At 58.4% G+C, this 24,729-nt stretch carries 27 protein-coding genes; 14 read left to right on the plus strand and 13 right to left on the minus strand.

The genetic code is table 11. The features are described 5' to 3' along the window. Positions 1–2: 2 nt before the first annotated feature. Complete coding sequence (locus LOH54_RS08555; protein WP_231018487.1) at positions 3–1,316, minus strand: cytochrome-c peroxidase; 1,314 nt, start codon at positions 1,314–1,316, stop codon at positions 3–5. Between the two features lie 123 nt (positions 1,317–1,439). Between LOH54_RS08555 and LOH54_RS08560 the strand changes: the two genes are divergently transcribed. The 6 genes from LOH54_RS08560 (at position 1,440) to LOH54_RS08585 (ending at position 7,304) form a co-directional block, all read left to right on the plus strand. Then, the gene (locus LOH54_RS08560; protein ID WP_231018488.1) at positions 1,440–2,042 is read left to right on the plus strand and encodes a c-type cytochrome; all 603 of its coding nucleotides are present in this window, start codon (positions 1,440–1,442) and stop codon (positions 2,040–2,042) included. Next, a complete protein-coding gene (locus tag LOH54_RS08565; RefSeq protein ID WP_231018489.1) occupies positions 2,039–3,064 on the plus strand; it encodes a hypothetical protein in 1,026 nt (341 codons plus the stop codon). Before LOH54_RS08560 ends, LOH54_RS08565 begins: the two co-directional genes overlap by 4 nt. A gap of 79 nt (positions 3,065–3,143) precedes the next feature. Then, positions 3,144–3,764 (plus strand): Crp/Fnr family transcriptional regulator, encoded by a 621-nt coding sequence (locus tag LOH54_RS08570; protein WP_231018490.1) that lies wholly within the window; start codon positions 3,144–3,146, stop codon positions 3,762–3,764. Positions 3,765–4,066: 302 nt separating this feature from the next. Further along, entirely contained in the window at positions 4,067–6,115 is a 2,049-nt protein-coding gene (locus tag LOH54_RS08575) for a 2-isopropylmalate synthase (protein WP_231018491.1), read from the plus strand. A gap of 108 nt (positions 6,116–6,223) precedes the next feature. Then, entirely contained in the window at positions 6,224–6,697 is a 474-nt protein-coding gene (gene ybaK, locus LOH54_RS08580; RefSeq protein ID WP_231018492.1) for a Cys-tRNA(Pro) deacylase, read from the plus strand. Between the two features lie 34 nt (positions 6,698–6,731). Beyond that, positions 6,732–7,304 carry a transglutaminase-like domain-containing protein gene (locus LOH54_RS08585; RefSeq protein WP_231018493.1) on the plus strand — a complete coding sequence of 191 codons (573 nt, stop codon included), beginning with the start codon at positions 6,732–6,734 and terminating at the stop codon, positions 7,302–7,304. 18 nt (positions 7,305–7,322) lie between these two features. Here LOH54_RS08585 and LOH54_RS08590 read toward each other — a convergent pair whose 3' ends face one another. The 3 genes from LOH54_RS08590 to ilvC all read right to left on the minus strand — a co-directional run bounded on the left by LOH54_RS08590 (position 7,323) and on the right by ilvC (position 10,443). Then, the gene (locus LOH54_RS08590) at positions 7,323–7,928 is read right to left on the minus strand and encodes a superoxide dismutase (protein ID WP_231018494.1); all 606 of its coding nucleotides are present in this window, start codon (positions 7,926–7,928) and stop codon (positions 7,323–7,325) included. Between the two features lie 163 nt (positions 7,929–8,091). Then, on the minus strand, positions 8,092–9,240 hold the full coding sequence (locus tag LOH54_RS08595) for a tRNA nucleotidyltransferase/poly(A) polymerase-related protein (protein WP_231018495.1): 1,149 nt from the start codon (positions 9,238–9,240) through the stop codon (positions 8,092–8,094). 180 nt (positions 9,241–9,420) lie between these two features. Next, a complete protein-coding gene (ilvC, locus tag LOH54_RS08600) occupies positions 9,421–10,443 on the minus strand; it encodes a ketol-acid reductoisomerase (RefSeq protein ID WP_231018496.1) in 1,023 nt (340 codons plus the stop codon). Positions 10,444–10,637: 194 nt separating this feature from the next. On the opposite strand from ilvC, the gene LOH54_RS08605 reads away from it, so the two are divergent. Continuing rightward, positions 10,638–11,312, plus strand: coding sequence for a hypothetical protein (locus tag LOH54_RS08605; protein ID WP_231018497.1), 675 nt, complete (start codon positions 10,638–10,640; stop codon positions 11,310–11,312). Here the strand turns inward: LOH54_RS08605 and ruvX are convergent. From ruvX to LOH54_RS08650, 9 genes are all read right to left on the minus strand, one after another. Continuing rightward, positions 11,284–11,682, minus strand: a complete 399-nt coding sequence (gene ruvX / locus LOH54_RS08610) for a Holliday junction resolvase RuvX (RefSeq protein WP_231018498.1) — start codon at positions 11,680–11,682, stop codon at positions 11,284–11,286. The genes LOH54_RS08605 and ruvX overlap by 29 nt on opposite strands. A 3-nt stretch (positions 11,683–11,685) precedes the next feature. Continuing rightward, positions 11,686–13,035 carry a tRNA uridine-5-carboxymethylaminomethyl(34) synthesis GTPase MnmE gene (gene mnmE, locus LOH54_RS08615; protein ID WP_231021230.1) on the minus strand — a complete coding sequence of 450 codons (1,350 nt, stop codon included), beginning with the start codon at positions 13,033–13,035 and terminating at the stop codon, positions 11,686–11,688. After that, positions 13,032–13,805: a Jag N-terminal domain-containing protein gene (locus tag LOH54_RS08620; protein ID WP_231018499.1), complete on the minus strand. Its 774-nt coding sequence runs from the start codon at positions 13,803–13,805 to the stop codon at positions 13,032–13,034. The genes mnmE and LOH54_RS08620 overlap by 4 nt, the downstream gene beginning before the upstream one ends. A gap of 2 nt (positions 13,806–13,807) precedes the next feature. After that, positions 13,808–15,427, minus strand: a complete 1,620-nt coding sequence (gene yidC / locus LOH54_RS08625) for a membrane protein insertase YidC (protein WP_231018500.1) — start codon at positions 15,425–15,427, stop codon at positions 13,808–13,810. A gap of 3 nt (positions 15,428–15,430) precedes the next feature. Continuing rightward, a complete protein-coding gene (yidD, locus tag LOH54_RS08630; protein WP_231018501.1) occupies positions 15,431–15,757 on the minus strand; it encodes a membrane protein insertion efficiency factor YidD in 327 nt (108 codons plus the stop codon). Further along, positions 15,754–16,071 (minus strand): ribonuclease P protein component, encoded by a 318-nt coding sequence (rnpA, locus tag LOH54_RS08635; protein WP_231018502.1) that lies wholly within the window; start codon positions 16,069–16,071, stop codon positions 15,754–15,756. Before rnpA ends, yidD begins: the two co-directional genes overlap by 4 nt. An 11-nt stretch (positions 16,072–16,082) precedes the next feature. After that, complete coding sequence (rpmH, locus tag LOH54_RS08640; protein ID WP_231018503.1) at positions 16,083–16,217, minus strand: 50S ribosomal protein L34; 135 nt, start codon at positions 16,215–16,217, stop codon at positions 16,083–16,085. A 102-nt stretch (positions 16,218–16,319) separates the two neighbouring features. Next, positions 16,320–16,718: a hypothetical protein gene (locus tag LOH54_RS08645; protein WP_231018504.1), complete on the minus strand. Its 399-nt coding sequence runs from the start codon at positions 16,716–16,718 to the stop codon at positions 16,320–16,322. Between the two features lie 23 nt (positions 16,719–16,741). Continuing rightward, a complete protein-coding gene (locus LOH54_RS08650; RefSeq protein WP_231018505.1) occupies positions 16,742–19,318 on the minus strand; it encodes an ATP-dependent Clp protease ATP-binding subunit in 2,577 nt (858 codons plus the stop codon). A gap of 219 nt (positions 19,319–19,537) precedes the next feature. On the opposite strand from LOH54_RS08650, the gene LOH54_RS08655 reads away from it, so the two are divergent. The 7 genes from LOH54_RS08655 to crcB are packed head-to-tail and all read left to right on the plus strand — an operon-like array spanning position 19,538 to position 24,729. Beyond that, positions 19,538–20,866 (plus strand): S41 family peptidase, encoded by a 1,329-nt coding sequence (locus LOH54_RS08655; protein ID WP_231018506.1) that lies wholly within the window; start codon positions 19,538–19,540, stop codon positions 20,864–20,866. Then, positions 20,866–21,582, plus strand: a complete 717-nt coding sequence (purC, locus tag LOH54_RS08660) for a phosphoribosylaminoimidazolesuccinocarboxamide synthase (RefSeq protein ID WP_231018507.1) — start codon at positions 20,866–20,868, stop codon at positions 21,580–21,582. The genes LOH54_RS08655 and purC overlap by 1 nt, the downstream gene beginning before the upstream one ends. Then, positions 21,582–21,824 carry a phosphoribosylformylglycinamidine synthase subunit PurS gene (gene purS, locus LOH54_RS08665; protein ID WP_231018508.1) on the plus strand — a complete coding sequence of 81 codons (243 nt, stop codon included), beginning with the start codon at positions 21,582–21,584 and terminating at the stop codon, positions 21,822–21,824. The genes purC and purS overlap by 1 nt, the downstream gene beginning before the upstream one ends. Continuing rightward, positions 21,821–22,495: a phosphoribosylformylglycinamidine synthase subunit PurQ gene (gene purQ / locus LOH54_RS08670; RefSeq protein ID WP_231018509.1), complete on the plus strand. Its 675-nt coding sequence runs from the start codon at positions 21,821–21,823 to the stop codon at positions 22,493–22,495. The genes purS and purQ overlap by 4 nt, the downstream gene beginning before the upstream one ends. Beyond that, positions 22,495–23,676 (plus strand): hypothetical protein, encoded by a 1,182-nt coding sequence (locus tag LOH54_RS08675; RefSeq protein WP_231018510.1) that lies wholly within the window; start codon positions 22,495–22,497, stop codon positions 23,674–23,676. The genes purQ and LOH54_RS08675 overlap by 1 nt, the downstream gene beginning before the upstream one ends. Further along, positions 23,654–24,346 (plus strand): lysophospholipid acyltransferase family protein, encoded by a 693-nt coding sequence (locus LOH54_RS08680; protein WP_231018511.1) that lies wholly within the window; start codon positions 23,654–23,656, stop codon positions 24,344–24,346. Before LOH54_RS08675 ends, LOH54_RS08680 begins: the two co-directional genes overlap by 23 nt. Continuing rightward, positions 24,343–24,729, plus strand: coding sequence for a fluoride efflux transporter CrcB (crcB, locus tag LOH54_RS08685; protein ID WP_231018512.1), 387 nt, complete (start codon positions 24,343–24,345; stop codon positions 24,727–24,729). Before LOH54_RS08680 ends, crcB begins: the two co-directional genes overlap by 4 nt.

Consider the following 24,729-nt stretch of genomic DNA (forward strand, 5'->3'; position numbering starts at 1 on the left):
CCCTAGCGTCCGGTATTACTACTCTCCTTTCCCCGAACCCGTTTACGCATGTCGTTTTGCGCTGCAATATCATACGTGACCGGGGCGCCGTCCACGGCCCTCAAAAACGCAACGATCTTCCCGATCTCGTTTTCGGTCAGGTTTGTTCTGAGCTGGTGGATTCCCATCACCCTGATCGCCTCTTCAAGCCTCTTGACACTGCCGTTGTGAAAATAGGGAGGCGTTTTGACGGCATTGCGCAGCAGCGGCACCCTGAAGTATCTGTTTGGCGCACCCGTAAAGCCTCCCCGGTTCTCAAAAGGGAAGGCAATCTGCGGTAGGAGCGCTTCTTTGATGCCGCGGCTCCCCTCCGTGTGGCACGCGGAACACCCCGACAATGTCATGACCGCTGCGCGTTCGTTCGCATCGATGCGGTCAAAAAAGCCGTTTTCGAGCAGTACGAGATCGCGCTCTCCCAACTGCGCTTTCAGGTACCGCAGCCGCGCCGCGTCATCTTCGAATGCCCTCCGGCGCAACGCTTCGACGGCAAAAGAGTACCTCTTCTTGAGCCTGTCGATCTGTTTCGGACGTCCCAAGCTCCAGATCCCGTGATAGGAGAGCGGGAACTTTCGCACCGCTTGACCCCCGAGACCGATGCCGTTGTGGCACCCCACGCACCCTTTGGTGATGAAGAGCTTCAGCCCCTCTTTCTCCCCCGCGTTCAGCGCATCCGTATACCCCAGTAAAAAGTCATCGTATCGCCCCCTTGTCTGAAGGGTCTTTTCATAAGCGGCAATCGCGTCGACAATGGTGTCGAAGGTCACCCCCCTTCCGCCGTACACCGCCCTGAACCGCCCGGCATACTCCCCGTCGGCCCGGACCCTTCTCTCCGCCGCCTTCGGGGTAATGGCCATTTCAAAAGGAGCCTGCAAAGGGCCCTTGGCCTGATCCTCGAGCGTCTCGCTCCTGCCGTCCCAAAACAGTTTTTTCGAAAAGGCCGTATTGAATACCGTCGGCGTGTTGAGATGGTACGGATTCTCACGCCGTAAATGGCCGACGGCAGTGGGACGCCCGTCGGCACCGCCTCTGTCGAAGCGGTGGCACGACGCACAGCTGACATCCCGTCCCAGCGACAGATTCCTGTCAAAAAAAAGCTTTTTGCCGAGCGCGACCTTTTCGGCCGAAAACGCTTCGGGCTCCTCATCCAGAAGGAGCATAAGTCCCGTAAAACGTGCCGGTACGGGCTGCAGTCCGCTCTCATACGCCAGCAGGATCAGGTTTTCATCATCGCCGGCAATGAGATGCAGCGCCAGCAAGAAGATCATCAGGTATTTCATCTTTCAACTCCTTGACGGACAATCCTATTCGATCCGCCGATTTTCTTATGTGATCCGAATCACATATCGGTGCACCGGATGCGGGTACATTGTGATCTCCATGCCACCCAAGGAGCACTGAAAATGAAATTTATCGTAGCCGGATTCGTGTTGATGCTCACCATCCTCGCCTCCAAGCTGTTTTTGGCCTTTTACATCGACGATGTCAATCACTACAATCTCCACGCCGACAGAAAGAAAAAAAGCGAAGCGCAGCTCACCCGCATCGGTGAATCGCTCTACACGATCCACTGTACCTCCTGCCACGGCAAAAACGGGGAAGGCAACAACGGCAAAGCGCAGAACCACACCTATCGCATCGCGGAAAAATCCGTACTGTACGTCATCGAAAACGGCTCAAACAACTTCAGGAGCGTCTATCCGTCGGGCATGCCGGCGGGGCTGCTCGAGGGGAGTGAAGCGAAAGCGATCGCGCGCTTCGTCGCAAAAGGAATGCAGGGGGAAGCGCCCAAAGGGTGGTCCGTCTGTGCCTCGTGTCATGATAAAAGCGGCGAAGGCATCGCCTTTGTGGCCCCCAACCTCAAAACCTACAGCGATACCCTGGTGGCGACCGTCCTGAGCAACGGGAAAAAGGGAGCGATCGGGACGATGCCGGTCTTCAAGGAGCGGCTCTCGAAAATACAGATGTCGGGATTGGCGCACTACATCAGAAGCATCCAGAAATGAACGCCGGCCTGCTGCGCTGGCGCATAGCGCAATCTTTTCTGGGGGCCTATGCCCTCCTCCTGATCTATGCCCTGCTCTTTCACCCGGCACTGGGGCTGGACCTGTTTTGGAACCTTCTCATCCCGGCAGCACCGATGATCCTCTTCCTCTCCATAGGAACGTGGCGCAACGTCTGCCCCCTGGCAACCCTTTCGCTGCTGCCGAAACATGCAGGCGCTTCAAAGCGCCGCAAACCGGGGCGCATCCAGCATGAATGGCTGCGTCTCTCCGCCGTGGCCGTTTTGCTGACCGTCATCCCGCTGAGGCACGCCGTTTTCGATCTCAATGCCGCCGCCACCCTCTCGCTGCTGGCCGGGACCGGTATCGCGGCTGCCGCCGCCGGGTGGTTCTTTGATGGGAAAAGCGGATGGTGTTCGGGGCTCTGCCCGGTGTTCCCCGCGGAAAAAATATACGCGACGGACAATTGCGCACCCCCGACGAACGCGCATTGCCGCGTCTGCACCCATTGCACCGCCCCCTGCCCGGACCGGACACCGGGTGCAGCCGTCGCGGCCGGACGGGGCTCCCGGATCGCTCAACTCACCTCCTTTGCACTCGCCGGGTTCTTTCCCGGATTTGTCTATGGATGGTTTTTCGTCCCGGATATGCACAATGCCGTGGATGCGGCGTCACTGTTCGCTGTCTATACCCCCGGGCTCTTTTTTGGCGCGCTCAGTGCGCTCGTCTATCTTTTTTTGCGCTTGAAGCTGCCCGGGAACGCGCTGCACCTTTTGAGCGCAGCAAGCACAGTATCCATCTACTACGGCTTCAGGCTGCCGGCGCTTTTCGGCTTCGGCCTCCAACCCGGGGACGGAGTACTGATCGACATGAGCCCCTTACTTCCTCCCGCGGCAATTCATTGGTGTACGGCCGGACTGACGCTCTTTTTCTTCTACCGGGCCTATCGTGCACTCGGCAGAAAACAGGCGTGGCTGCACGCCCCTGTATCCTACCAGCGTGATCACAATCACAGAAAAAGGTAGTCCCTTGCCGTATCCTGTAGGCCCAAAGACGCTTTCACCGGTGCAAATAGTGTAAAATGAATTTCGAAAAGGAGCGGGGATGCATTTACTGGAGTACGAATTTTTCAAGGAGTTGAGCACGCAGGAGCGGCAGATGATCGAAGCGGCTTCCAAACCGGTCGCACTGCCCATCGGTACCATCCTCTATTACGAAGGCGACGTCTGCGAGGAGATCCTCTTTTTGAAGCGGGGAAAGGTGAAAGTCTATCTCTCCCCGGAGAGCGTCGCCGCCGGCGAAATGACCCTGTACTATATCGCCCCCGGCGAACAGTGCCTGGTCAATACGTTCAGTACCGTCACGTCCGACAAAGCGCTCGCGTCCGCGGTCGTCGACGAATCCATCGAGGGGTGGCTGGTGCCGAGGGAAAAGATCTTGTGGCTGATCAACAACTCCGAGAGCTACCGCAACTTCAAGATTGAACTCTGCGGCAGACGGATCGGCACCCTGATGGACCTCATCAAGTCGATCAAATTCGACCAGCTCGACCAGCGGCTGCTCAACTGGCTCTATGTACAGGGGAAGGACACCCTGCATATCACCCATGACAAGATCGCCTCCATTCTGGGCGTTTCGCGCGAGGCGGTCAGCCGCAACCTCAAAAAGCTCGAAGCTTCCGGGAGTATTTCCCTGTCGCGCGGCAAAATCTCCATCGCGGAGTAAGGCCGCGCCCAGTGCGGCACAGACGCGGCCGAAAGGCCCGAAATGTCTATGTCACCATACAAGCCCCGCTTATTTCATGTATAATGGTGAAATCATTTCACAAAGGAGAAGACTATGACACATAGTAACGACCGATTTTACCGGCACGCATCACCATCCCATACAGCGATGAACCGCGCCCTTCTCCTACGCCTACTTCTTTCTCTATAAACACCCTCTTTTATTTTTGATTTCTGTTTTGCCTTCCAGGGCGTCTTGCGCCCGTATGTAGGCATTCTTTTTTTATTGTCAAGGAAAATGCTATGTATACCAAATACCGGCCCTACCCGGCCGTGACCATGGAGAAAAGAGCCTGGGCGGACAAGACCGCCGACGTTGCCCCCGTGTGGGCCAGTACCGATCTGCGCGACGGCAACCAGGCACTCCGTAACCCGATGGATATCCCCAAAAAAGTCGCCTATTTTCAGGCCCTGGTCGATTTCGGCTTCAAAGAGATCGAGATCGCCTATCCCAGCGCGTCGCAGACCGAGTTCGATTTCTGCCGCAGGCTGATCGAGGGGGAGATGATCCCGGACGACGTTACCGTCGGTGTCCTCGTGCCCGCCATCGAACGCCATATCGTGCGCAGTTTCGAGGCGCTCCGGGGTGCGAAGCGGATCATCTTTCACCTGTACAACCCGACCGCCGAGAACCAGCGCGAAGTCGTGTTCAGACGCACGGAAAAGGCGATCATCGACCTGGCGGTGCAGGGCGCAGAGTGGGTCAGGCGCGAAGCGGAGCGATTTGACGGCGAAGTCGTGTTCGAGTATTCGCCGGAGAGCTTTTCGCAGACCGAGCTCCCCTTCGCGCTGGCGGTCTCCAACGCCGTCATCGACGCGTGGGGGCCGACACCGGAAGCCCCGATGATTTTGAACCTGCCCAATACGCTCGAAGCCGGTTCGCCCAATATCTACGCCGACCGGATCGAGTGGATGGGGGAGCGTATTGCGCAGCGCGAGAGCGTCATTATCAGCGTGCATCCGCACAATGACCGCGGCTGCGCCGTCGCCAGCGCCGAACTGGCCGTCCTGGCGGGTGCGCAGCGCGTCGAGGGGACGATGCTCGGTAACGGCGAGCGCGCCGGAAACGTTGACCTGGTCACGATGGCCTTCAACTACTACGCGCAGGGCATCGACCCGCGGCTGAACGTCGGGAAAATTGACGAGGTCCTCGCACGGATCACGGTGATCACCGGTACCGAAGTACCCGAACGTCACCCCTATGTGGGCGCCATGATCTACAGCGCCTTTTCGGGCACCCACCAGGATGCCATCAAGAAAGGGATGGAGCACCGCCGCGCCAGCAACACGCATGCGTGGGAGGTCCCCTACCTCGCCATCGACCCGGCCGATATCGGACGCACCTATAAAGATGCCGTCCGCATCAACTCCCAGTCGGGCAAGGGGGGCGTCGCCTACGTTCTCAAGGAGTGCTACGGCATCGAGGTCCCCGCCTCAGAGCAGACGGCACTCGCGGATGCCGTGAAAAAGCGCTCCGAGGCGCGCGGCGGCGAGATCGGCGCCGACGAAGTGCGCGCGATCTACGAGCAGATGGCGCAGCCCGCGGAGACCAACAGCTGGAGTGCGGCGCATTACGCCCGCCATGCCGGTTTCGTCTCGGCGCTGGCGCTCCCCGTCGTGGAACTGCTCTCGCCGAAAGCGGGCGAAACGATCCTCGACCTGGGCTGCGGCGAAGGGAGCCTCGCCGTGGAGATCCAAAAGCGCGGCGCCGACGTCGTGGCGGTCGATCTGAATGCCGACATGGTCGAAAGCGCCAAGGCCAAGGGGATCGACGCCTATGTGATGAGCGCGACACGTCTCCCGTTTGAGCAGCGTTTCGACGCGGTCTTTTCCAATGCCGTACTGCACTGGGTCACGGAGCCCCGCACGGCCGTGCGGCAGATCCGGCAGGCGCTGAAACCCGGCGGCAGGTTTGTCGCCGAGTTCGGCGGGCACGGCAATGCGGCGCAGGTCGTCGAAGCGATGGCCAGGGTCTTTGAACGGCATCCCGAATTCGGCCCCTTTGAAAACCCCTGGTACTTCCCGACCGATGCCGAGTACAGGGCGCTGTTGGAATCGGAAGGGTTCAGGGTCACCTCCGCCGAACTGATCCCGCGGCCGACGCCCGTAGACGACATCGCCCACTGGCTCGCTCTTTTCGCCAACGGCATCGTCGCCCACCTGGATAACGAACAGGTCTCCCGTTTTAAACAGGAGGTGCGGACGCTGTTGGTGCCGACACTGTACACTGCAGCGGAGGAGTGGCGCGTCGATTACGTTCGGCTGAGGATCAAGGCGGTCAGGGAAGGCTAGAATGCCCTTTTCGCAAGATGGGAGTAGGCCTTCGAAATCTACGTGCCGGTTGAATAGAACGCCGTTGCGCTCTATAATACGGCATATCGATCCAAGGAGCAGAAGGTCATGACACCCGCCGTCAATGCCGCCAAAAAGGCCCGTATCGCCTATACGCTGCATGCGTACACCCATGATCCGGCCGCACCGTCATACGGTACGGAAGCGTCGGAAAAGCTGGGCATAGACGCTGCGCGCGTTTTCAAAACCCTTGTTGCGCAAATCGACGCGCACCGCTTCGCCGTCGCGGTCATTCCCGTCTGCAGCATGCTCAGCCTCAAACACCTCGCCGCAGCCGCCAACGCCAAAAAAGCCCGGATGGCCGACGGCCCGGATGTGGAACGCATCAGCGGCTACGTGCTCGGCGGCGTCAGCCCCCTGGGGCAGAAAAAACGGCTCGACACCTTCATAGACGCCAGTGCGCAGGCGTTTCAGACCATCTTTGTGAGTGCGGGGCGACGGGGACTGGAGCTGGAGCTCTCGCCGGATGACCTGCAGGCACTGTCCTCCGCCGTTTTTGCGCCGTTGACCCAAACGCAATAAGATGCCACCAAGAACACCAACGGAGGAGTCCGAGATGGAACCATTTCTGGCATCGTCGACCTATATCGACTATCACCACCCCGCCGTCATGGCAAAGGCGAACGCGCTGGCAGAGGGACTGAGCGCCAAAGAAGACGTTGCCCGAGTCTGTTTCCAGTACGTCCGCGACGCGATCGCCCATACGGGTGACGCGGGCTGCGGAGCCTCGACGATCAAAGCTAGCGAGGTGCTGGAACAGAAAACCGGCTGGTGCTACGCCAAAAGCCACCTCCTCGCCGCCCTGCTTCGTGCCAACGGCATCCCCGCGGCGCTCTGCTACCAGCGGCTGAGCTGCTCGGAGTACACGCCAGGCATCTACTGCCTCCACGGCCTGAACGCGGTCTGGCTGGAGGCGTACGGCTGGTACCGCTGCGATCCCCGCGGCAACAAAGAGGGGGTCAATGCGCAGTTCGCCCCGCCGATCGAACGGCTGGCTTTTGCCCTCGGCGCGAACGAGTATGACGTCGCTGGGCGTTTCGCCGAGCCCCTGCCCGAAGTCATCGACGCGTTGCAGACCTACACGAGCTACGAAGCGATGATCGGCCATTTTCCCGATCGGTCTGCCTGAGGGCATGACAGCTGCCGTTCAGCAGTGATGGCTGACACGGCATTTCTGCTTGTAGTTTTCCGAGACGAAATCCCAGTTGATCAGATGCCAGAAATTTTCGACGTATTTCGGGCGCGCGTTCCGGCAGTCAATGTAATAGGCGTGTTCCCAGACGTCACAGGTCAACAGCGGATGTTTCCCTTCGGTCTGTACCGGGGTGTAGGCGTTGGAACCGTTTTCGATCATTAGTGCGCCCTCCGGATCGATGATGAGCCATGTCCACCCCGAACCGAACAGTGACGTTGCCGCCGCGGTAAACGCCTCTTTGAAGCCCTCGACGGAACCGAATGCTTCCGCCAGCGCCGCGGCCAGCGCCTCCGATGGCGCCGTATCGTCCGGTGTAAGGCATTTCCAGTAAAAGTCGTGGTTGAATGCCTGCGCGCCATTGTTGAACAGCGCCCCTTCCGCCGTTCTCAGGACGTCTAGCAGCGGTTTTCCTTCAAACGCTGAGCCCGTAATGAGGTCGTTGTATTTCTTCACATAGGCTGCATGGTGCTTTCCGTGGTGATACGCCAGTGTTTCCGCCGAGATGTAGGGTTCCAGCGCGTGCGGTTCAAATGGCAGGCTTGGTAGATTCAGATGCATAGGAGACTCCTTTGGATGCAGTGAATCTCTATTATCCATCATTTTTCAACAAGCGGATATTAAAAAAAGAGTGCTGTATTTTTTATAATTTTTGTGAATATAACGTCAGGGGGTTAGTGCCGACCGGGAATACAGTAGCGCGGCTGCTGTATTCCCCGTAAGATCAAGCGAAGAAGGTCCGCTTGACCACCTCCACATTGTGCAGGTGCATGTGCAGGGCGATGGCTTTGTCGTCGGGTTTTTCCGCCTGGGACGCAATCCACTTTGCAGGATCGTACGCGGTAATGGCATCAAAGGTCTTCAAGATAGCCCTGTCCCAAATGGCAGGCCTGGGAACATCCGTGAACCGCCCCTGGTCATCCGCCCGTTTGAAGCGTATAAGCGCTTCAAGCAGCATTTCATCCTTGTCAAAACGCTCAAAGAAATCCGTAATGTGGTAAATGCTCATCTGCGGGAGCTTGGGCAGCTTGGTATGCATTTCGCTCAGAAAGAGGATCTGCGCTTTTATCGCCTCCGGGATCGCCATATCGATCCGCGGCGCGATCTTGTCCGGGTCCCCGTGATGCGTGCCGTTGCCGTATGTCCGGAAACAGTAGGGTTTGGCGATGTCGTGGTAGAGCGCCGTCAGCTTCAGCAGCGGGGTTTCGTGTTTCAGCTCCCGAAGCACCATCATGACGTGTGCGAAGAGTGAAGCCTCGCGGTGGTACTTCGTCCCCTCTTTGAAGGTCGTCAAGGCAAAAAGAGACGGGAACACGGCATCCAGTACCCCCAGCTCGAAGAGGGTTTCAAAAAAGAGGTGGGTATCCGGGAGCGCAAGCACCTGCTGCACCTCGTCCCAGACCTGCTCCGGCGGCAGCTGCGTCAGCGCTTCGCGCATGCCGTAAATCAGCACCCTTGTCGAGGCATGAATGTTCCATCCCGTGCCGAACGTTGCACGCAGACGCGCCAACCGCAGCACATTCAGCGGTGCTTGCGCAAAGGTTTCAGAGGTGTGGCGCAGTATCCGTTTCTCGATATCCTCCCGCCCGTTGCAGGGGTCGACATAGCGCTCCTCCTGCTCCTCGTAGGCGATCGCATCGATCGTCAGCCCCTGCTGCAGCAGCACGGCCTCGATGCTCTCTCCAGGGCCTGCCGGCGTCAGCGTGCTGCCGTCTTCTCTCACAAAGTACGGATACGTCCCTTCGACCTGCTCCAGGTGCGCGAAATCCGCCGGCGCGTACCCTACGGCGACATACGCTTTGTCGCCGGCAGCCCTGCCCATCAGTGTGTCTCTGACAGCGGCGCCGACCAGGTAGATTCGCTTTTCCTGCACCTAATTCTCCTTTATTGACGGATACCTAATCGATATGTGATGATCGTTTTATTTTGATTGCTGCCATTATATAGAAGATCACTCAAAAAGCGAAAAAACGATAGCGCGGCAAGAGGCATATGGGGAAATGTACGGAGGTACGGTGAAAGGGGTCAGCAGCGCAGAAGATGCGCCGCTGTTTTAGTTTTTGTCCTGGTCGACGATTTTGTTCGCTTTGATCCACGGCATCATTTCGCGCAGGCGTGCACCGGTCTTTTCGAGCGGGTGCGCTTTGAGGTTGTTACGCTCTGCGTTCATGCGCGGATAGCCCGCCTGGCCTTCGAGGACGAAGTCTTTGGCGAACTGGCCGTTCTGGATCTCTTTGAGAACCTGTTTCATGGCCGCTTTGGACTCGGCATTGATGACGCGCGGGCCTGAGACCATGTCACCGTACTCCGCCGTGTTGGAGATGGAGTAACGCATATCGGCGATACCGCCTTCGAAGATCAGGTCGACGATCAGTTTCATCTCGTGCAGACACTCGAAGTACGCCATCTCTTCCGGGTAGCCCGCTTCCGTCAGGGTTTCGAAACCGGCCTGGATCAGTGCAGAAACACCGCCGCAGAGAACAGCCTGCTCACCGAAGAGGTCTGTTTCCGTCTCGTCTTTGAACGTCGTTTCGATGATACCCGTACGGCCGCCGCCGATAGCGGAAGCGTAAGAGAGCGCAAGCTCTTTGGTCATGTTGGACGGGTTTTGACCGACGGCGATCAGGTCAGGGATACCGCCGCCTTTGACGAACTCGCTGCGGACCGTGTGGCCCGGCGCTTTCGGTGCAACCATCATAACGTTGATGTCGGCTGCCGGCTTGATGCGTCCGTAGTGGATGGAGAAACCGTGGCCGAAAGCGATCGTCGCGCCCGGCTTGAGGTTCGGTGCGATCTCGTTCGCGTAGATCTCCGCCTGGTTTTCGTCCGGCAGAAGGATCATAATGACATCAGCCGCTGCGGATGCGTCGGCAACCGTCATGACTTCGAAACCTTTCGCTTCCGCTTTCGCCCAGCTGGAGCCGCCTTTGCGCAGACCGACAATTACTTCTACACCGCTGTCGCGGAGGTTTTCCGCGTGTGCGTGGCCCTGGGAGCCGAAACCGATCATCGCGACTTTTTTGCCCTTGATGATGCTGATATCGCAGTCTTTGTCATAGTACACATTCAATGCCATCAGTTAATCCCTTGGATTGTGGACGATCATCCCGCCTGCAAGGCGGTCCCCGCACCACAAAAATTTTGCGCATTGTACCAAAAAGTCGTGAAAGAGTAGTTTAGCTGCCGCTTAGGCCTTTGAAAACGGCGATTTCTTAATCGCCCCGCGCTTCGGGCATGCTAAAATTTCCGAAAAATTGCGGAAGAGAACGTATGAAAAAATTCAACCTAGTCAAAGAGATCATCTCCGTCGACAAACCGGCCATGATGGCCGCGGTCAACGGCGGGAAGCCCTTCGGCATCGCCATGAACGGGGCGATCCACTATCCCCCCTACGATGCGCGCAGCTGCTACCTTTTCCAGGGCAGCGTTACACGCCCGGCGCCCTCGGCCCTGATGCCGACCCAGCCCAAGGGCCTTGCCGAACTGCTCGGCGGAAACATGCAGGTCGTCGAAGTCGAGGACCGCATCCTCATCAAGGCTGCGCGCAACTGGCAGGAGATCATCGGCTATAACGTCCGCCACGCCGATTATGACGATACGACCGGTGACGGCGTCGCCGAATTCACCGACAAGGAGCTTGAGGAGATCGGGTGGCAGGCGACCGAGTTCGGCATCAACTACCGCGAACTCGTCGAACTGATCGAGGCGCAGTGCGAGGGCACCCTCTTCTGCATCGAAAATGAAGGGGAGAACTACCACTTCAGCGGGATGGGATTTATCGACGATATGGCCTGCGCCCGGAAACAGTGCTTTGACTACTGCGCCACAAAGATCGAAACGCTGCTAAAAGAGGATGAGAGCTACCACGGCGCCGTGCTCAGCGACGACGAGGAGGAGGCACTGGCCTTCTTCGGGGTTACTGTCCCAGATAACGCTGTAGAATAACCATCGCCGAGAGCGAATCGACGCGGCCGTCGCGTTTGTAGCGGACCGCGCCCTTCATCAGCGCTTCGGCCTCGAGGGAGCTGTCGCTTTCGTCCTGGTAGGCGACGGGACAGCCGAAATCGACGAGGTTCATGAAATGCGCGACGCGGCGCCGCATCTCCTCCTCGCTGGAGCCGCCCATCGGGATCCCGACGACGACCTGTTTTATCCCCCACTCCGCAATGACGTCGCGCACGGCCTGCGACGCCTGGTTGCGGTTTTTACGTTCGACCGCCGCCAGCGGGGTGACGACAGTGCCGTCCGCGCTGTAGGCCAGTCCGATCCGCTTAAGCCCCAGGTCGATGCCCAGGAGAGGAAACTGTGTCGCCATCTCCTACTTCCCGAGGCAGAAGCTGCCGAACATCTTGTCAAGCATCTCTTCGTTGTCAAAGGGGCGGGTAATGGAAGCCAGGGATTGGATCGCTTCGCCGACGTGGAAGGAGAAGAGTTCCAGCTCCTGGTCCTCCAGGGGCATAAAAGCGTTATCGATCGCCGCAAGCGCCCCTTTGACGGCATCGGTCTGGCGCTGGGAGATGAGCATCGTCTCTTCGGAGACATTCTGCCGGTCCATCCGTGACTGCAGCGCCCCGATCAGGACCGAGGTGTCCTGCTTGCAGCTCATACGCAGCGGGGTGTACCCCTTCAGCGGCGTCTCGTCGAAACGCTGGGGCAGATCGGTCTTGTTCAGTACGGCGATGAACTCACGTTCATCTTGATGCTCCTCCATCAGCGAGAGGATCGCCTTGTCCTCGCCGTCGAGCGCACGGCTGCCGTCAAAGAGCGCGATGACGATGTCGCTCTCGCTCACCGCCTCGATGGAGCGTTCAATCCCGATCCGCTCGATCTCGTCTCCCGCCTCGCGGATCCCCGCCGTATCGACCATACGGATCAGGTGGCTGCCGATGCGCACCTGCTCCTCGATCGTGTCGCGGGTCGTCCCGGCGATATCGCTGACGATGGCGCGGTTGTAATCGAGGAGGCTGTTGAGCAGGGAACTTTTACCCACGTTCGGCTTGCCGATAATGGCGACTTTGAACCCCTGCATCAGCCCCCTTCTGCGTTCGCTGGACGCCAGGGTACGGCGCAGGGCGGCGGCGATCGTCTCGAGCTTTTTGATGATCTGGTCGATCAGGTCCTGGGGCAAATCCTCCTCGGCATAGTCGATGGAGACCTCCGAATAGGCCAGGATCTCCAGCAGCGCGTCCCGGTTGCCTTCGACGAAGGTCCGCAAGGAGCCTTTCATCTGCTTGGCCAGGATCTTGGCGGCGTCTTCACTGCGGGCCTCGATGAGCCGGGCGATCGCCTCCGCTTCGGTCAGGTCGATGCGGCCGTTATGGAAAGCACGGCGGCTGAACTCGCCCGGCGTCGCCAGGCGCGCGCCGCCGGCCAGGGCCGCTTTCAGGACCTCCTCTGCTACGATCTGCCCGCCGTGGCACTGCAGTTCGACGACATCCTCGCTGGTAAAACTGCGCGGACCGCGGAAAAAAAGGACGATCGCTTCGTCGATAAGTTCGTTCTGGGCGTTATAGAGGGGGTAGAGGTGGGCGCGCCGGTCTTCGAGAGGACGCTGCCCCGTCAGCTTTGAGGCGATCGTCGTCGCCTGCGTGCCGCTGATGCGGATGATGGCGATGGAGCCGATCCCGTGCGCGGTCGCAATGGCGGCAATCGTATCGTTCATAATCAGTAGTTGTGGTAATCGTTGATAATAATGTATTTTCCGCCGTCACGGGTCGTCCGGATGGCAACGTACTTGTCATGGTAGCGCTCGCGCAGCTGCTTCAGGGCGATCTGTACGAGCACCCCGTCGAGGACGCGGGTCTGGGCATGGCCGTCGCGGTCGACGCTCTCAAAAACCCCCGTCAGGTAGCGTGCCACCGACTCCTCCTGGTTGTGGAGGAATTCGGCGATTTCCAGCCGGAGCTGCAGCTGGTACTCGGCATTGATCCAGTTAAAGAGCATATAGGAGAGCGCCTTGTAGCGGTATCCCTCTTTGCCGATCAGCAGCGCCGCGTCTTCCCCGTTGAACTCCACGAGCAGCGTATTGTCGTCGTAGACGGAAACGCGGATGGGTTCGAGTTTGAAACAGATCGTCTTGAAAAGGACGTTGAGTTTCGTCTCCACCTCTTCGGCGATATCGTCGAGATCGTCGTCGCCTTCCGTATAGTGATCCTCGTCCGCGTAGACCTCTTCGTATTCGCTCTCGTCATCTTCGGGATAGGCGATCGGCTCGGTCGGTGCCGGGAGTTCATCCTCCGTCAGCAGCTCCGCCTCATCCTCGGCTTCGTCCGCGGCCTTCGGGCGGGCCACAATGACGGCATGCTTCCGCAGCAGACCGAGGAACCCTTTGCTGGGGTGCTGTACCACGACGATATCGAGTTCCGTCACCGAGCAGCTGAACTGTTTGGAAGCTTCGCTGTACGCCGCTTCAAGCGTCGGCGCTTCGATCTTCTTCATAGTCAGGCCTCGCCCCCGTTCTGCTCTTTTTGCGTCAGGTGCGCTTCATGGCGTGCCGCTTTGATCTTCGCATACTGCTTGTTCACCATGTACTGCTGTCCGATAGAGAGCAGGTTGTTCGTCAGCCAGTAGAGGACCAGGCCCGACGGGAAGGTGACGAAGAAGAAGGTAAAGACGACCGGCAGGTATTTGAAGATTTTCTCCTGCATCGGGTCGGTAAAGTTATTCGGCGTCATCTTCTGCTGGAAGAACATGGATGCCCCCATCAGGATCGGCAGGATGTAGGTCGGGTCCATGCGCGAAAGGTCCCCGATCCAGAACATCCACGGCGCCCCCTGCAGCTCGACGGCGTTGAGCAGAACGCGGTAGATCGCGAAGAAGACGGGGATCTGCAGCAGCAGCGGCAGACAGCCGCCCATCGGGTTGGCGCCGTTCTTCTTATAGAGCTCCATCACCGCCGCGTTCATGCGCTGCGGATCGCCCTTGTACTTCTCGCGCAGCTCTTTCATCTTCGGTGCGAGGTCCTTCATCTTCTGCATGGAGATCATCCCCTTGTAGGTCAGCGGGTAGAGCACCAGGCGGATCACGACGACGAGCGCGACGATCGCCCAGCCCCAGTTGCCGAAGAAGCCGTGCAGGAACAGCAGGAAACCGAACAGCGGTTTCGCCGCCCAGGTAAACCAGCCGTATTCGATCGCATTGACGAGCACCGGGTTGATCGATTCAAGGAGGCGGTAGTCCTTCGGACCGATAAAGCCGTTGAAGCTCAGGGTGTCTGTGGCTTCGAGATACGCGATCGGGTTGTCATTGCGGTCACGGTCGACGTTGACGATGACCTCGGGATCGAGCCCGTAGAAGATGGAGGCGAAATACTGGTCAAAGGCCGAGAGCAGCTTCACGTCGCGCAGTGCAGTGCGTCCCTCGACGTCGCCGTCTTCAAAGATATTGGAGACGCCGTCGGCCGTGTAGCCCATGACGCCGTGCACGGCCATCATCATCTGGCCCTTGTGCTCCGCATGCTGTCCGACATAGAGGAAGTAGCGCATCGGTTTGGAGAGGGAGACCTTGATGTCATAGTGGCCATCGGCGTAGAAGGTCAACGTTTTCGTCACGGTCACCTGGGAAAGCGTCTGTGTGAGCGTCACGCTTTTCGTACCCGTCGCATCCAGGGCAACACTGCTGACGTCTGCGCGGTAGGGCACTTTCAGCGCCTCGGCGTTGACCGCCTCGTCGGCAAAACGGATAAAGAGCGGCTGCGCGCCCTCCTGGGCAATGAGTTCCGTCGGCTTGTCATCGACGTAGTACTTCTTGTCTTTGAGTACCTTGGACACGATCCGGCCAAGGGTATCGATCTTGAGCGTAAATTCGGAGGACTCCACCGTCACCAGCTTCGTGGCGTCGGGGTTGGCCACTTTTTCGCTGGCCGCCACCGTATGACCGACACCGCTGTCCGTGACCACAGGGGTCGTCGCCTCGGCACCTACCTGCTCTTTGAGCGTGACGTTCTGTTCTGCGCTCTCCGGCATCTCCGGCGGGAAGATCGCAGTATAGATAATAAAGAAGACAAATGAAAGGACCACGGCCAGGATCAGCCGCTGGTTGGGACTCATTTTTTCAAACACACGTTAGCCTTTAAACGAAAAATTCTTGATGAGATAAAAGCGGTTTCCCGCTTTTGGAACGAGCCAGTACTTTATCCTATTAATGGTTAAATCTTGCGGATTCGGCCGTAATTTCGCCACCTCGACATAATCTATTCCCCCGGGGAACAGCTGGTTGCATGTCATGATGCGTTTCGTCGAATAATAAAAAGCATGTAAAAGCGGATTCTGTTCGAACTGCTGGCGCGTATACTCCGAGCAGCTGGGATAGTAGCGGCAGCTCCCCCGGCCGATCAGCGTGAAGCTGCGCTGATAGATCCAGATGATCCCGAGTACCAGCCGTCGGATCATGCCTGGAGCGCCCCGACCCGCTCCGCCATTTTCCGGAGCGCTTTTTCCATCACGGCGTAGGGGGTCTCGACCGTCGCCGCCTTGGCGACAAGGATGTAACTGCCGGCGGAAAGCTGCGGTTCAAGACCGTAAAAGAGCGCACGCATGCGGCGTTTGGCGCGGTTGCGTTTGACGGCGTTGCCGACTTTTTTACTGGCAGTGAATCCGACGGATACAAAAGGGGTATTGGGGAGGTAGAAGAGGACAAGCGCAGGCGAATGCGCGCTTTTTCCCTTACGGTAGACCAGCTGAAACTCGCGGTTGTGTTTCAGCACTGCGGACGAACTCAGGCGGCCAGTTTCTTGCGGCCCTTGGCACGACGTGCGTTGATGATCTTGCGGCCGTTTTTTGTCGCCATACGTGCACGGAAACCGTGGGTACGTTTACGAGGCGTGTTATGCGGTTGGTATGTTCTTTTCATGACCATTCCTCTCTGAAAATTTAGTGCGCAATTATGCCTAATTCATACTTAATAGTTATTTAAGGATAAGAGAAAGTCTGCCATTTTTCCCTGCCGGATGGCTCAAAAACCGCCGTTCGTATCGGCCGGCGGGATGAGCAGATCTTTCAGCGGCGGCATGACCGACTGGTCTTTCGGCGTCGCGATATCGCTGAGGGCCTCCTTGATCTGCACGTGACAGTCCCGGCAGCCCCGGATCACTTTGTGCTCCTCTACCCCCACGTTCTCGATCTTCTCGACGGGGTGGCAGGCGAAACACTCGCTGCCGCATTCGGCCATGGCATTGGGGTCGGCGCTGTGGCAATCGATGCACCCGAGCATCGGCTTATGGCGCGGATCGTTCTGGATCGTCGGCAACAATTTCGGGTGGCAGGTAAGGCAGTCCCCCGTACAGGCAAAGAGCGTCGCGAAAAGCCCCGGCATCACTACCGGGAGGAGTAAAAGGCGTTTGAGCATTTTCATACCGGGATTGTAGCGCGTCCGGATTAATCGACGGCCACGGTGATCTCTTCGCCCTCGGCATCGAAGACGACCCCGTTCCCCTCTTCGACCTCGCCGCCGAGAATCAGGTCGGCCAGGCGGTCTTCGACGATCTCGTAGAGCGCACGCTTCAGCGGCCGTGCCCCGTAGACCGGGTCGAAACCGGCCCGTGCGATGAGCCGTTTCGCCTCTTCACTCAGGGTGAGCGAAATGTTCCGCTCTTCCACCTTCTTGGCGATGGCCTCGAAGAAGAGGTCGACGATGGCGATGATCTGATCCTCGCCCAGCGGGTTGAAGATGACGACGTCGTCGAGGCGGTTGAGGAACTCCGGCTTGAATTTGCCGCGCAGTTCGCCCAGTACCACCTCTTCGAGGTTCGGGTCCCCCTGCATCGTCATGATCTTGTCGCTGGCGATGTTGGAGGTGAGGATGATGATCGTATTGGTGAAATCGACCGTCACCCCCTTGTTGTCCGTCAGTCGTCCGTCGTCGAGCACCTGCAGGAGCATGTTAAAAACGTCCGGATGCGCTTTTTCCACCTCGTCGAACAGTACGACGCTGTAGGGTTTGCGGCGCACCGCCTCGGTCAGCTGCCCGCCCTCTTCGTAGCCGACGTACCCCGGAGGCGCACCGACCAGGCGGGAGACCGCGTGTTTCTCCATGTATTCGCTCATATCGAGACGGATCAATGCCTCTTCGCTATCGAAGAGGAACTTGGCCAGGGTCTTGGCCGTCTGGGTCTTACCGACCCCGGTCGGCCCCAGGAACATGAACGATCCGATCGGGCGGTCCGCGTCGGAGAGCCCCGCTTTGTTGCGCTTGATGGCGCGGGCAACGGCGTGGGTCGCCTTGTCCTGCCCGACGACGTCGCGGTTGAGTTCATCCTCGATATGGAGGATCTTTTCGCGTTCGCTCTGCAGCATCTTCGTCACAGGAATCCCCGTCCAGCGGCTAACGATCCCGGCGATGGAGGCTTCGTCAACGCTGTTTTTGAGCAGCGTCCCCTCCCCCTGCATCGCTTTCCACTTCTCCTGGAGCGCAACTTCTTCTTCGCCCAGCTGCGGGATCTTGCCGTACTCGATCTCGGCGGCCTTGTTGAACTCGCCCTGCTGCTTCGCCAGTTCCGCTTCGCGGCGCTTGGCCTCGATCTCGCCTTTGATGGCGGCGATGCGCTCGAAAACCTCTTTTTCCCCCTGGTACTGCGCCTCGAGGGTCCGTTTCTCCTCTTCGGCGTCCGCCAGCTCTTTTTCGATCTCGCCCAGACGCTTCTCATTGGCCGGGTTCTCGTCCATTTTCAGTGCCTCTTTCTCGACCTGAAGCTCCTGGATCTTGCGCTTCGCGCCGGAGAGTGCATGTGGCTCGGACTCGATCTGCATCTTCAGCTCGGCTGCCGCCTCGTCGATCAGGTCGATCGCCTTGTCCGGAAGGAAGCGGTCGGAGATGTAGCGGTCGGAGAGCTTCGCCGCCGCCACCAGCGCCGCATCGGTAATGGTGACATTGTGGTGGCCTTCAAGGCGCTCTTTGATCCCGCGCAGGATCTGCAGCGCCTGGTTGATGGAAGGCTCGTCCACCGTCACCGGCTGGAAACGGCGCTGCAGGGCCGCGTCTTTTTCGAAATACTTGCGGTACTCCTTGAGCGTCGTCGCCCCGATGGTGTGCAGTTCGCCGCGGGCCAGCGCCGGCTTGAGAATGTTCGCCGCGTCCATACTCCCCTCCGACGCCCCCGCGCCGACGATGGTATGGATCTCGTCGATAAAGAGGATGACGTTGCCGCTCTGCTTCACCTCGTCGATGACCGCCTTGAGACGGTCCTCGAACTCGCCGCGGTATTTCGCCCCGGCGATGAGGGCGCTCATATCCAGCGCCACGACCTTTTTATTCTGCAGGGAAAGCGGCACTTCTTTATTATAGATGCGCTGCGCCAAGCCTTCGACCAGGGCCGTTTTACCGACGCCCGGTTCCCCGAGCAGGATCGGATTGTTCTTCGTTTTGCGGATCAGAATCTGCATCATGCGCTGCACCTCTTCGTCGCGGCCGATGACGGGGGCAAGTTCGCCCGCCGCCGCCTGCGCCGTCAGGTCGATGCCGTACTTGGAGAGGCTCTCGAGGTTCTCGTCCGCCGTCTGGCTCTCGATCTTCTGTCCGCCGCGCATCGCCTCAAAAGTCTTGCGCAGCTCCATCTTGTCGACATAGCGCCCCAGGATCGTTCCGAAGGGCTCGCTCTCCAGATTGCCGAGGATGAAACTGTCGACGGCCATGTAGCTGTCGCCGTTGCGCGTCATCTCCCCGACGCCCCGCTCAAGGGCCTGCACGAGGTTGCGCGAGATCCGCATGTTCTCCTTGCTCACCCCGCTGCTTTTGGGCAGCTTGTCCGCCGCACTTTTGACGTCGAGCTCGATCGCACTTTTATCGACGCCCATTTTCCGAAGGGCCTGATTCAGAACGCTGTCGCTGTTCGTGAGCAGCGCCCAGAGGGCATGAACGGGTTCCACTTCGTTGTTCTGGTTATGCAGTCCAAGCGAAAGGGCCGATTCGATGGTCTGTGTCATCTGATGGGTCAGTTTTTCAAAAATCGTATTCATTTTATGTGTCCTTTATTAGCTGCTGTTGAGTGGAATGATTATAGCATCTTTAGTCCATTACTGTCAACTATACTTGATACAGAATGACTAAAGTTTTATCGACCCCATCCATCATACCGCATTTTTTTGCACGGCACGCCACGGTCTACATGCTTTTATTTTACTATTGTTTGACTATAATAGACGCTCAAAAATTGCGAGACTGGAAAGCAGCAGAAAATGAAAAAGAAAAAGATGATGGCGATGGGCTTTCTCACGGCAACGGCGGCCGTAGCCCTGACCTATTCCACCGCCCTCCTCGCCGACGCACCCACCGAGGGTACACCGACGGTTGAAGCTTCCCGGCTCCAGGCGTTGGCGAAATTCACGAAGGTCCTCAGTATCGTCGAAAAATATTACGTCGACGAGGAGAGTATCGAGACCCTGATGAACAAATCCATCGAGGGAATGATGGGCAAACTCGACGCCCACTCCTCCTACCTGAACCAGAAGGGCTTTAAAGACCTCCAGGTACAGACCAAGGGCGAGTTCGGCGGCCTGGGTATCACCGTCGGCATCAAAGACGGCGCCCTGACCGTCATCGCGCCGATCGAAGGCACCCCGGCGGACAAAGCCGGTCTGCAGGCCGGCGACATCATTCTCAAGATCGATGACACCCCGACAATCGATATGGACATCGACGAAGCGGTCCATCTCATGCGCGGCAAGCCGAAAACGCCGATCGACATCACCATCGTCCGCAAAGGCGAGACCAAACCCTTCCCGGTCCACATTATCCGCGACATCATCAAGATCCAGTCCGTCTATGCCAAGACCATCGGCGACGACACCGTCTACCTGCGTGTCACGAGTTTCGACCAAAAGGTCGTCGAGGGCATCTCGAAGGCGATCCGCCAGCATAACGGCGACGCCAAAGGGTTCATTCTCGACCTGCGCAACAACCCCGGCGGTCTGCTTGACCAGGCCGTCGGCCTCGTCGACCTCTTTGTCGACAAGGGTGTCATCGTTTCGCAAAAGGGGCGTGACGAACGCGAAAACACCGAATACAGCGCCCACAAATCCGCCACCCTGACGAAGAAGCCGCTCGTCGTCCTCGTCAACGAGGGGAGCGCCTCCGCCTCCGAGATCGTCAGCGGCGCCCTGCAGGACCACAAACGTGCCGTGCTTGTCGGCAAGAAGACCTTCGGGAAGGGCTCCGTCCAGGTCATTCTCCCGATCAGCGATAACGAGGCCATCAAGCTGACGGTCGCGCGCTACTACCTGCCAAGCGGCCGGACGATCCAGGCGATCGGCGTGACCCCGGACGTCCTGGTCGATCGCGGTGCCGTACCGAAGACCGACGACGACGAATTTGCGATCAAAGAGGCCGACCTGAAGATGCACCTCAAAAGCGAGCTGCAGAAGATCGACGGCAATACCACAAAAACCGATGAGGGTGAAAAGGTGGACAGCAACATCATCACCGATAAACAGATCGGCAACGACATTCAGCTCAAAGAGGCTGTTGACATTCTCAAAGCACTTACCATCGTGAAAGGAACACATTAATGGAAAAACGCGAACTGCTGTATGAGGGCAAGGCAAAAAAACTCTTTACAACGGACGATCCGAACCTGCTGATCTCCGAATTCAAAGATGACCTGACCGCTTTCAACGGCGCCAAGAAATCGAGTGAAGCGGGCAAAGGCGCGCTCAACAACAAGATCTCGACGGCACTCTTCAAACTGATCGAATCGGAGGGCGTCCCGACGCACTTCGTGGGCATGCTCGACGACAACCATATGCTGCACAAGCGCGTCGACGTCATCCTGATCGAAGTAATCGTCCGGAATATCGCGACCGGAAGCCTGAGCAAAAACCTCGGGATCGAGGACGGGAAAGTCCTCCCTTTCACCCTCGTCGAATTCGATTATAAAAACGATGAACTCGGCGACCCGAAACTGAACGACCAGCACGCCCTGATCCTCGGCCTCGTCGACTATCAGGACGAGCTTGACAAGATCCGCCGCATGGCCCGCCAGGTCAACGACATCCTCAAACCCTACTTTGCCGAAAAAGGGCTCAACCTCGTCGACTTCAAACTCGAATTCGGCAAGGACAAAGAGGGCAACATTATCCTCGCCGACGAGATCAGCCCGGACAACTGCCGCTTCTGGGATATGGAAACGGGCGAAAAGATGGACAAAGACCGTTTCCGCCAGGGACTCGGCGGACTCAAAGTGGCCTACGAAGAGGTCCTCAACCGTATTTTGGGAGCAAAGTAATGAAAGCAATCGTCAACGTATTTTTGAAGCAGGGTGTCCTGGATTCACAGGGAAAAGCCGTCCACCACGCACTGGACTCACTCAAATTCGACGGCGTCAACGACGTCCGCGTCGGCAAGCAGATCGTCCTTGATCTCTCCGCCGCCGATGAAGCGAGCGCCAAAGCGGAGGTCACCGAAATGTGCGAATCCCTGCTGGCCAATACCGTTATCGAAGATTACGCCATCGAGATCGTCTCATGAAAGTCTCCATTATTCAGTTTCCCGGAACGAACTGCGAGTACGATACGCAGTACGCTTTCGAAAAGCTGGGAGCGACGACGGAGCTCGTCTGGCATAAAGAGACCAAAATCGCCGACGATACCGATCTTGTCGTCGTCGCGGGCGGGTTCAGCTACGGTGACTACCTGCGCAGCGGCGCCATCGCCCGCTTCAGCCCCGTCATGCAGGCGGTCGAGGCCCACGCCAATCGCGGCGGAAAGGTCCTCGGCATCTGTAACGGCTTCCAGGTCCTGACAGAATCGCGGCTGCTGCCGGGAGCGCTCAAACGCAATGAGCACCTCCACTTCATCTCCCGCCATCACCACCTCAAGATCGCCGGGAACGAGAACGCATTCCTGAACAAGCTGTGCAGAGACGATGTCGTGAACATCCCCATCGCCCACCACGACGGGAACTACTATATCGATCCGGACGGTCTCAAGGCGCTTTACGACAACGACCAGGTACTGCTGCACTACTGCGATGCCGAGGGCAACGTCAGCAACCCCAACGGGTCCGTCGATGCCATCGCCGGCGTCTGCAACGCCGCCAAGAACGTGTTCGGACTGATGCCGCACCCCGAACGCGCCATGGAAGCCATTCTCGGCTCCGCGGACGGCAAGGCGATGCTTGAAGGGTTCTTCGCTTCCTGATGCGTTCACTCCTGCTGCTCCTCTGGCTCGGTACTATTGGCCTCCTGCAGGCCGTCACAATCGTCACCGACCTCCCCGAAACCGTTATGCCCTTTACTATGCAGGCCGAAGAGCCGAATGATGCGGCCGAGGTCGAAAGCGCCGACTTTGCCGTGCAGGAGGAGAATGAGACACCCGACACCCGCCATCTCTACGCCACGCTTGTCGAAAAGCCCGAGCGGCTCTTCAAAGGCGAGATCGTCTCCATCGTCATCCGGACCGTCATCACGACCGACCTTTTCGACGATCTCTCCTACCGCTTCAGCGGCGGCAGCGGACTCTCCCTGCTCAGCGACTCCCCTGAACGGCAACGGCAGGAGCACACCTACCTGGACCGTTTCTATTTCAAGGTCACAGGGAAACGCGCCCTACTGCCCGACATCACTCCGGTACTGACGCTGGGGTACGGCGAAGAGGAGAGCTCCGCTCCTATCCAGGGCGGGGCCATCGAAGCGACGGTGCTCAACCCTCCGAAAAACTTCTGCGGCATCCTGGCGGACCGTTTCGCGATCACCCATGTCAAGACCACCGTCTACGACAAGGGGCACAACATCATCGTGATCTCGGCCGATGCCAACCGCAGCGACCTGAAAGACTTCCACCTCTCCGAGGCTGAAAAACAGAACTTTGAATCGCTGCAGATCAACCCGCACTTCGCTTCGATGAGCTACTATGCCGTCCTGCCCAAAACCGTCGAAGTGCTCCGTTTTCAGTACTTCAACCTGCAAAACAAACGGTACGAACGCATCAGTATCCCAATCGAGGTCGATGACGATCTCGTCTCGACGACCAGCGATATCAATCCGATCGAGCATGGGCATGTCACCCAGAAAACTATCGTTTTCCTCGTTGTTTTCGGGCTCTTCTTCGTGCTTGCGCTCTGGAAACGCTCCTGGACGCTGCTCGCCGTTGCCGTCGCTGCGGGAGGCTATGCCGCCTGGCTCAATATCCCGCTGCAGCAGGTCTGTATCAAAGAGGGGGCGCCCATCTACCTGCTGCCGATGCGCAACGCGACGGTCTTCGAGATCACGCCGCAGCGCCACCAGCTCGATGCCGAAGGGCATAGCAAAGGCTATACGAAGATTCGCCTCCAGAACGATCAGATCGGTTGGGTCAAGAATGAAGATACTTGCGCGGATTAACTGGGTTTACAGCACCCTCGTCATCTTTACGGGTCTGCTGCTAAAGATCCTCCTCTACCCCTTCGTCCCCCGTCCCTACGCCTCCAAAATCGCCGCCTGGTTCATCCGGCTTCTGATCTTCGTGCATGTCCGCAAAGTCAGCGAGCCCGATCCCGAGGCGCAGATGTATATCATCAACCATCAAAGCGAACTCGACATCGGCGTGATCGAGAGTACGACGCAACGCGAACTCGCCTGGGTGGCCAAAAAAGAGCTTTTTGAAGTGCCCTTTTTCTCCCTCGCCGTCCGTCTCTCCCGGGAGATCCCCCTCGAGCGCGAGAGCAAAAGCGCCCTCGTTGCCCTCCTCAAGGCGGCCAAGGAGCGCATCGACGAGGGGAGAATCGTCTGTATCTTCCCGGAGGGTACACGTTCGGAAAGCGGCCGGATGCGCCGCTTCAAACCCGGGGCGAAACTGATCGCCGACAAGCTCGGCCTGACGGTACAGCCCGTCGTACTGATCCATACCGCCCGTTTCTTCAGCACCAAGCGCATGACGGCCGCGCCGGGAATGATCACCGCGATCTACCTGGAGAGTTTCACCGCGGACAAAAGCGACAAAAAGTGGCTCGAAACCGTGCAGCATCAGATGCAAGAAACCTATGACCGCTATGTACAAAAGGAAAACGTATGAGCTTTACTACCCTGCTCGCCATCGGAAGCGGCGGCTTTATCGGTGCCGTGCTGCGCGCCTACCTCAACGGTCTCATCTCCCACCGCGTGCCCCACGACCTCCCCTTCGGCACCCTCGGCGTCAATCTGATCGGCAGTTTCATCATGGGGGTCCTCGTCGCCTACTTCATGTACACGACCTATTTTTCCCTGCACGTCAAATCGTTCCTCTCGACGGGTATCCTGGGCGCGCTGACAACCTATTCGACCTTCGCGATCGAGAGCGTCATGCTGCTGACCGGCGGCCATATAGCGCTGGCCGCCGCCAACATCGGGCTGAATGCCCTGGGAACCGTCCTGATGGCCGGCGGAGGGTATCGGCTCGCTTCGGCCCTGCTGCGGTAA

The organism is Sulfurimonas sp. HSL-3221 (assembly GCF_021044585.1).
GTDB classification, from domain to species: Bacteria; Campylobacterota; Campylobacteria; order Campylobacterales; family Sulfurimonadaceae; genus Thiomicrolovo; species Thiomicrolovo sulfuroxydans.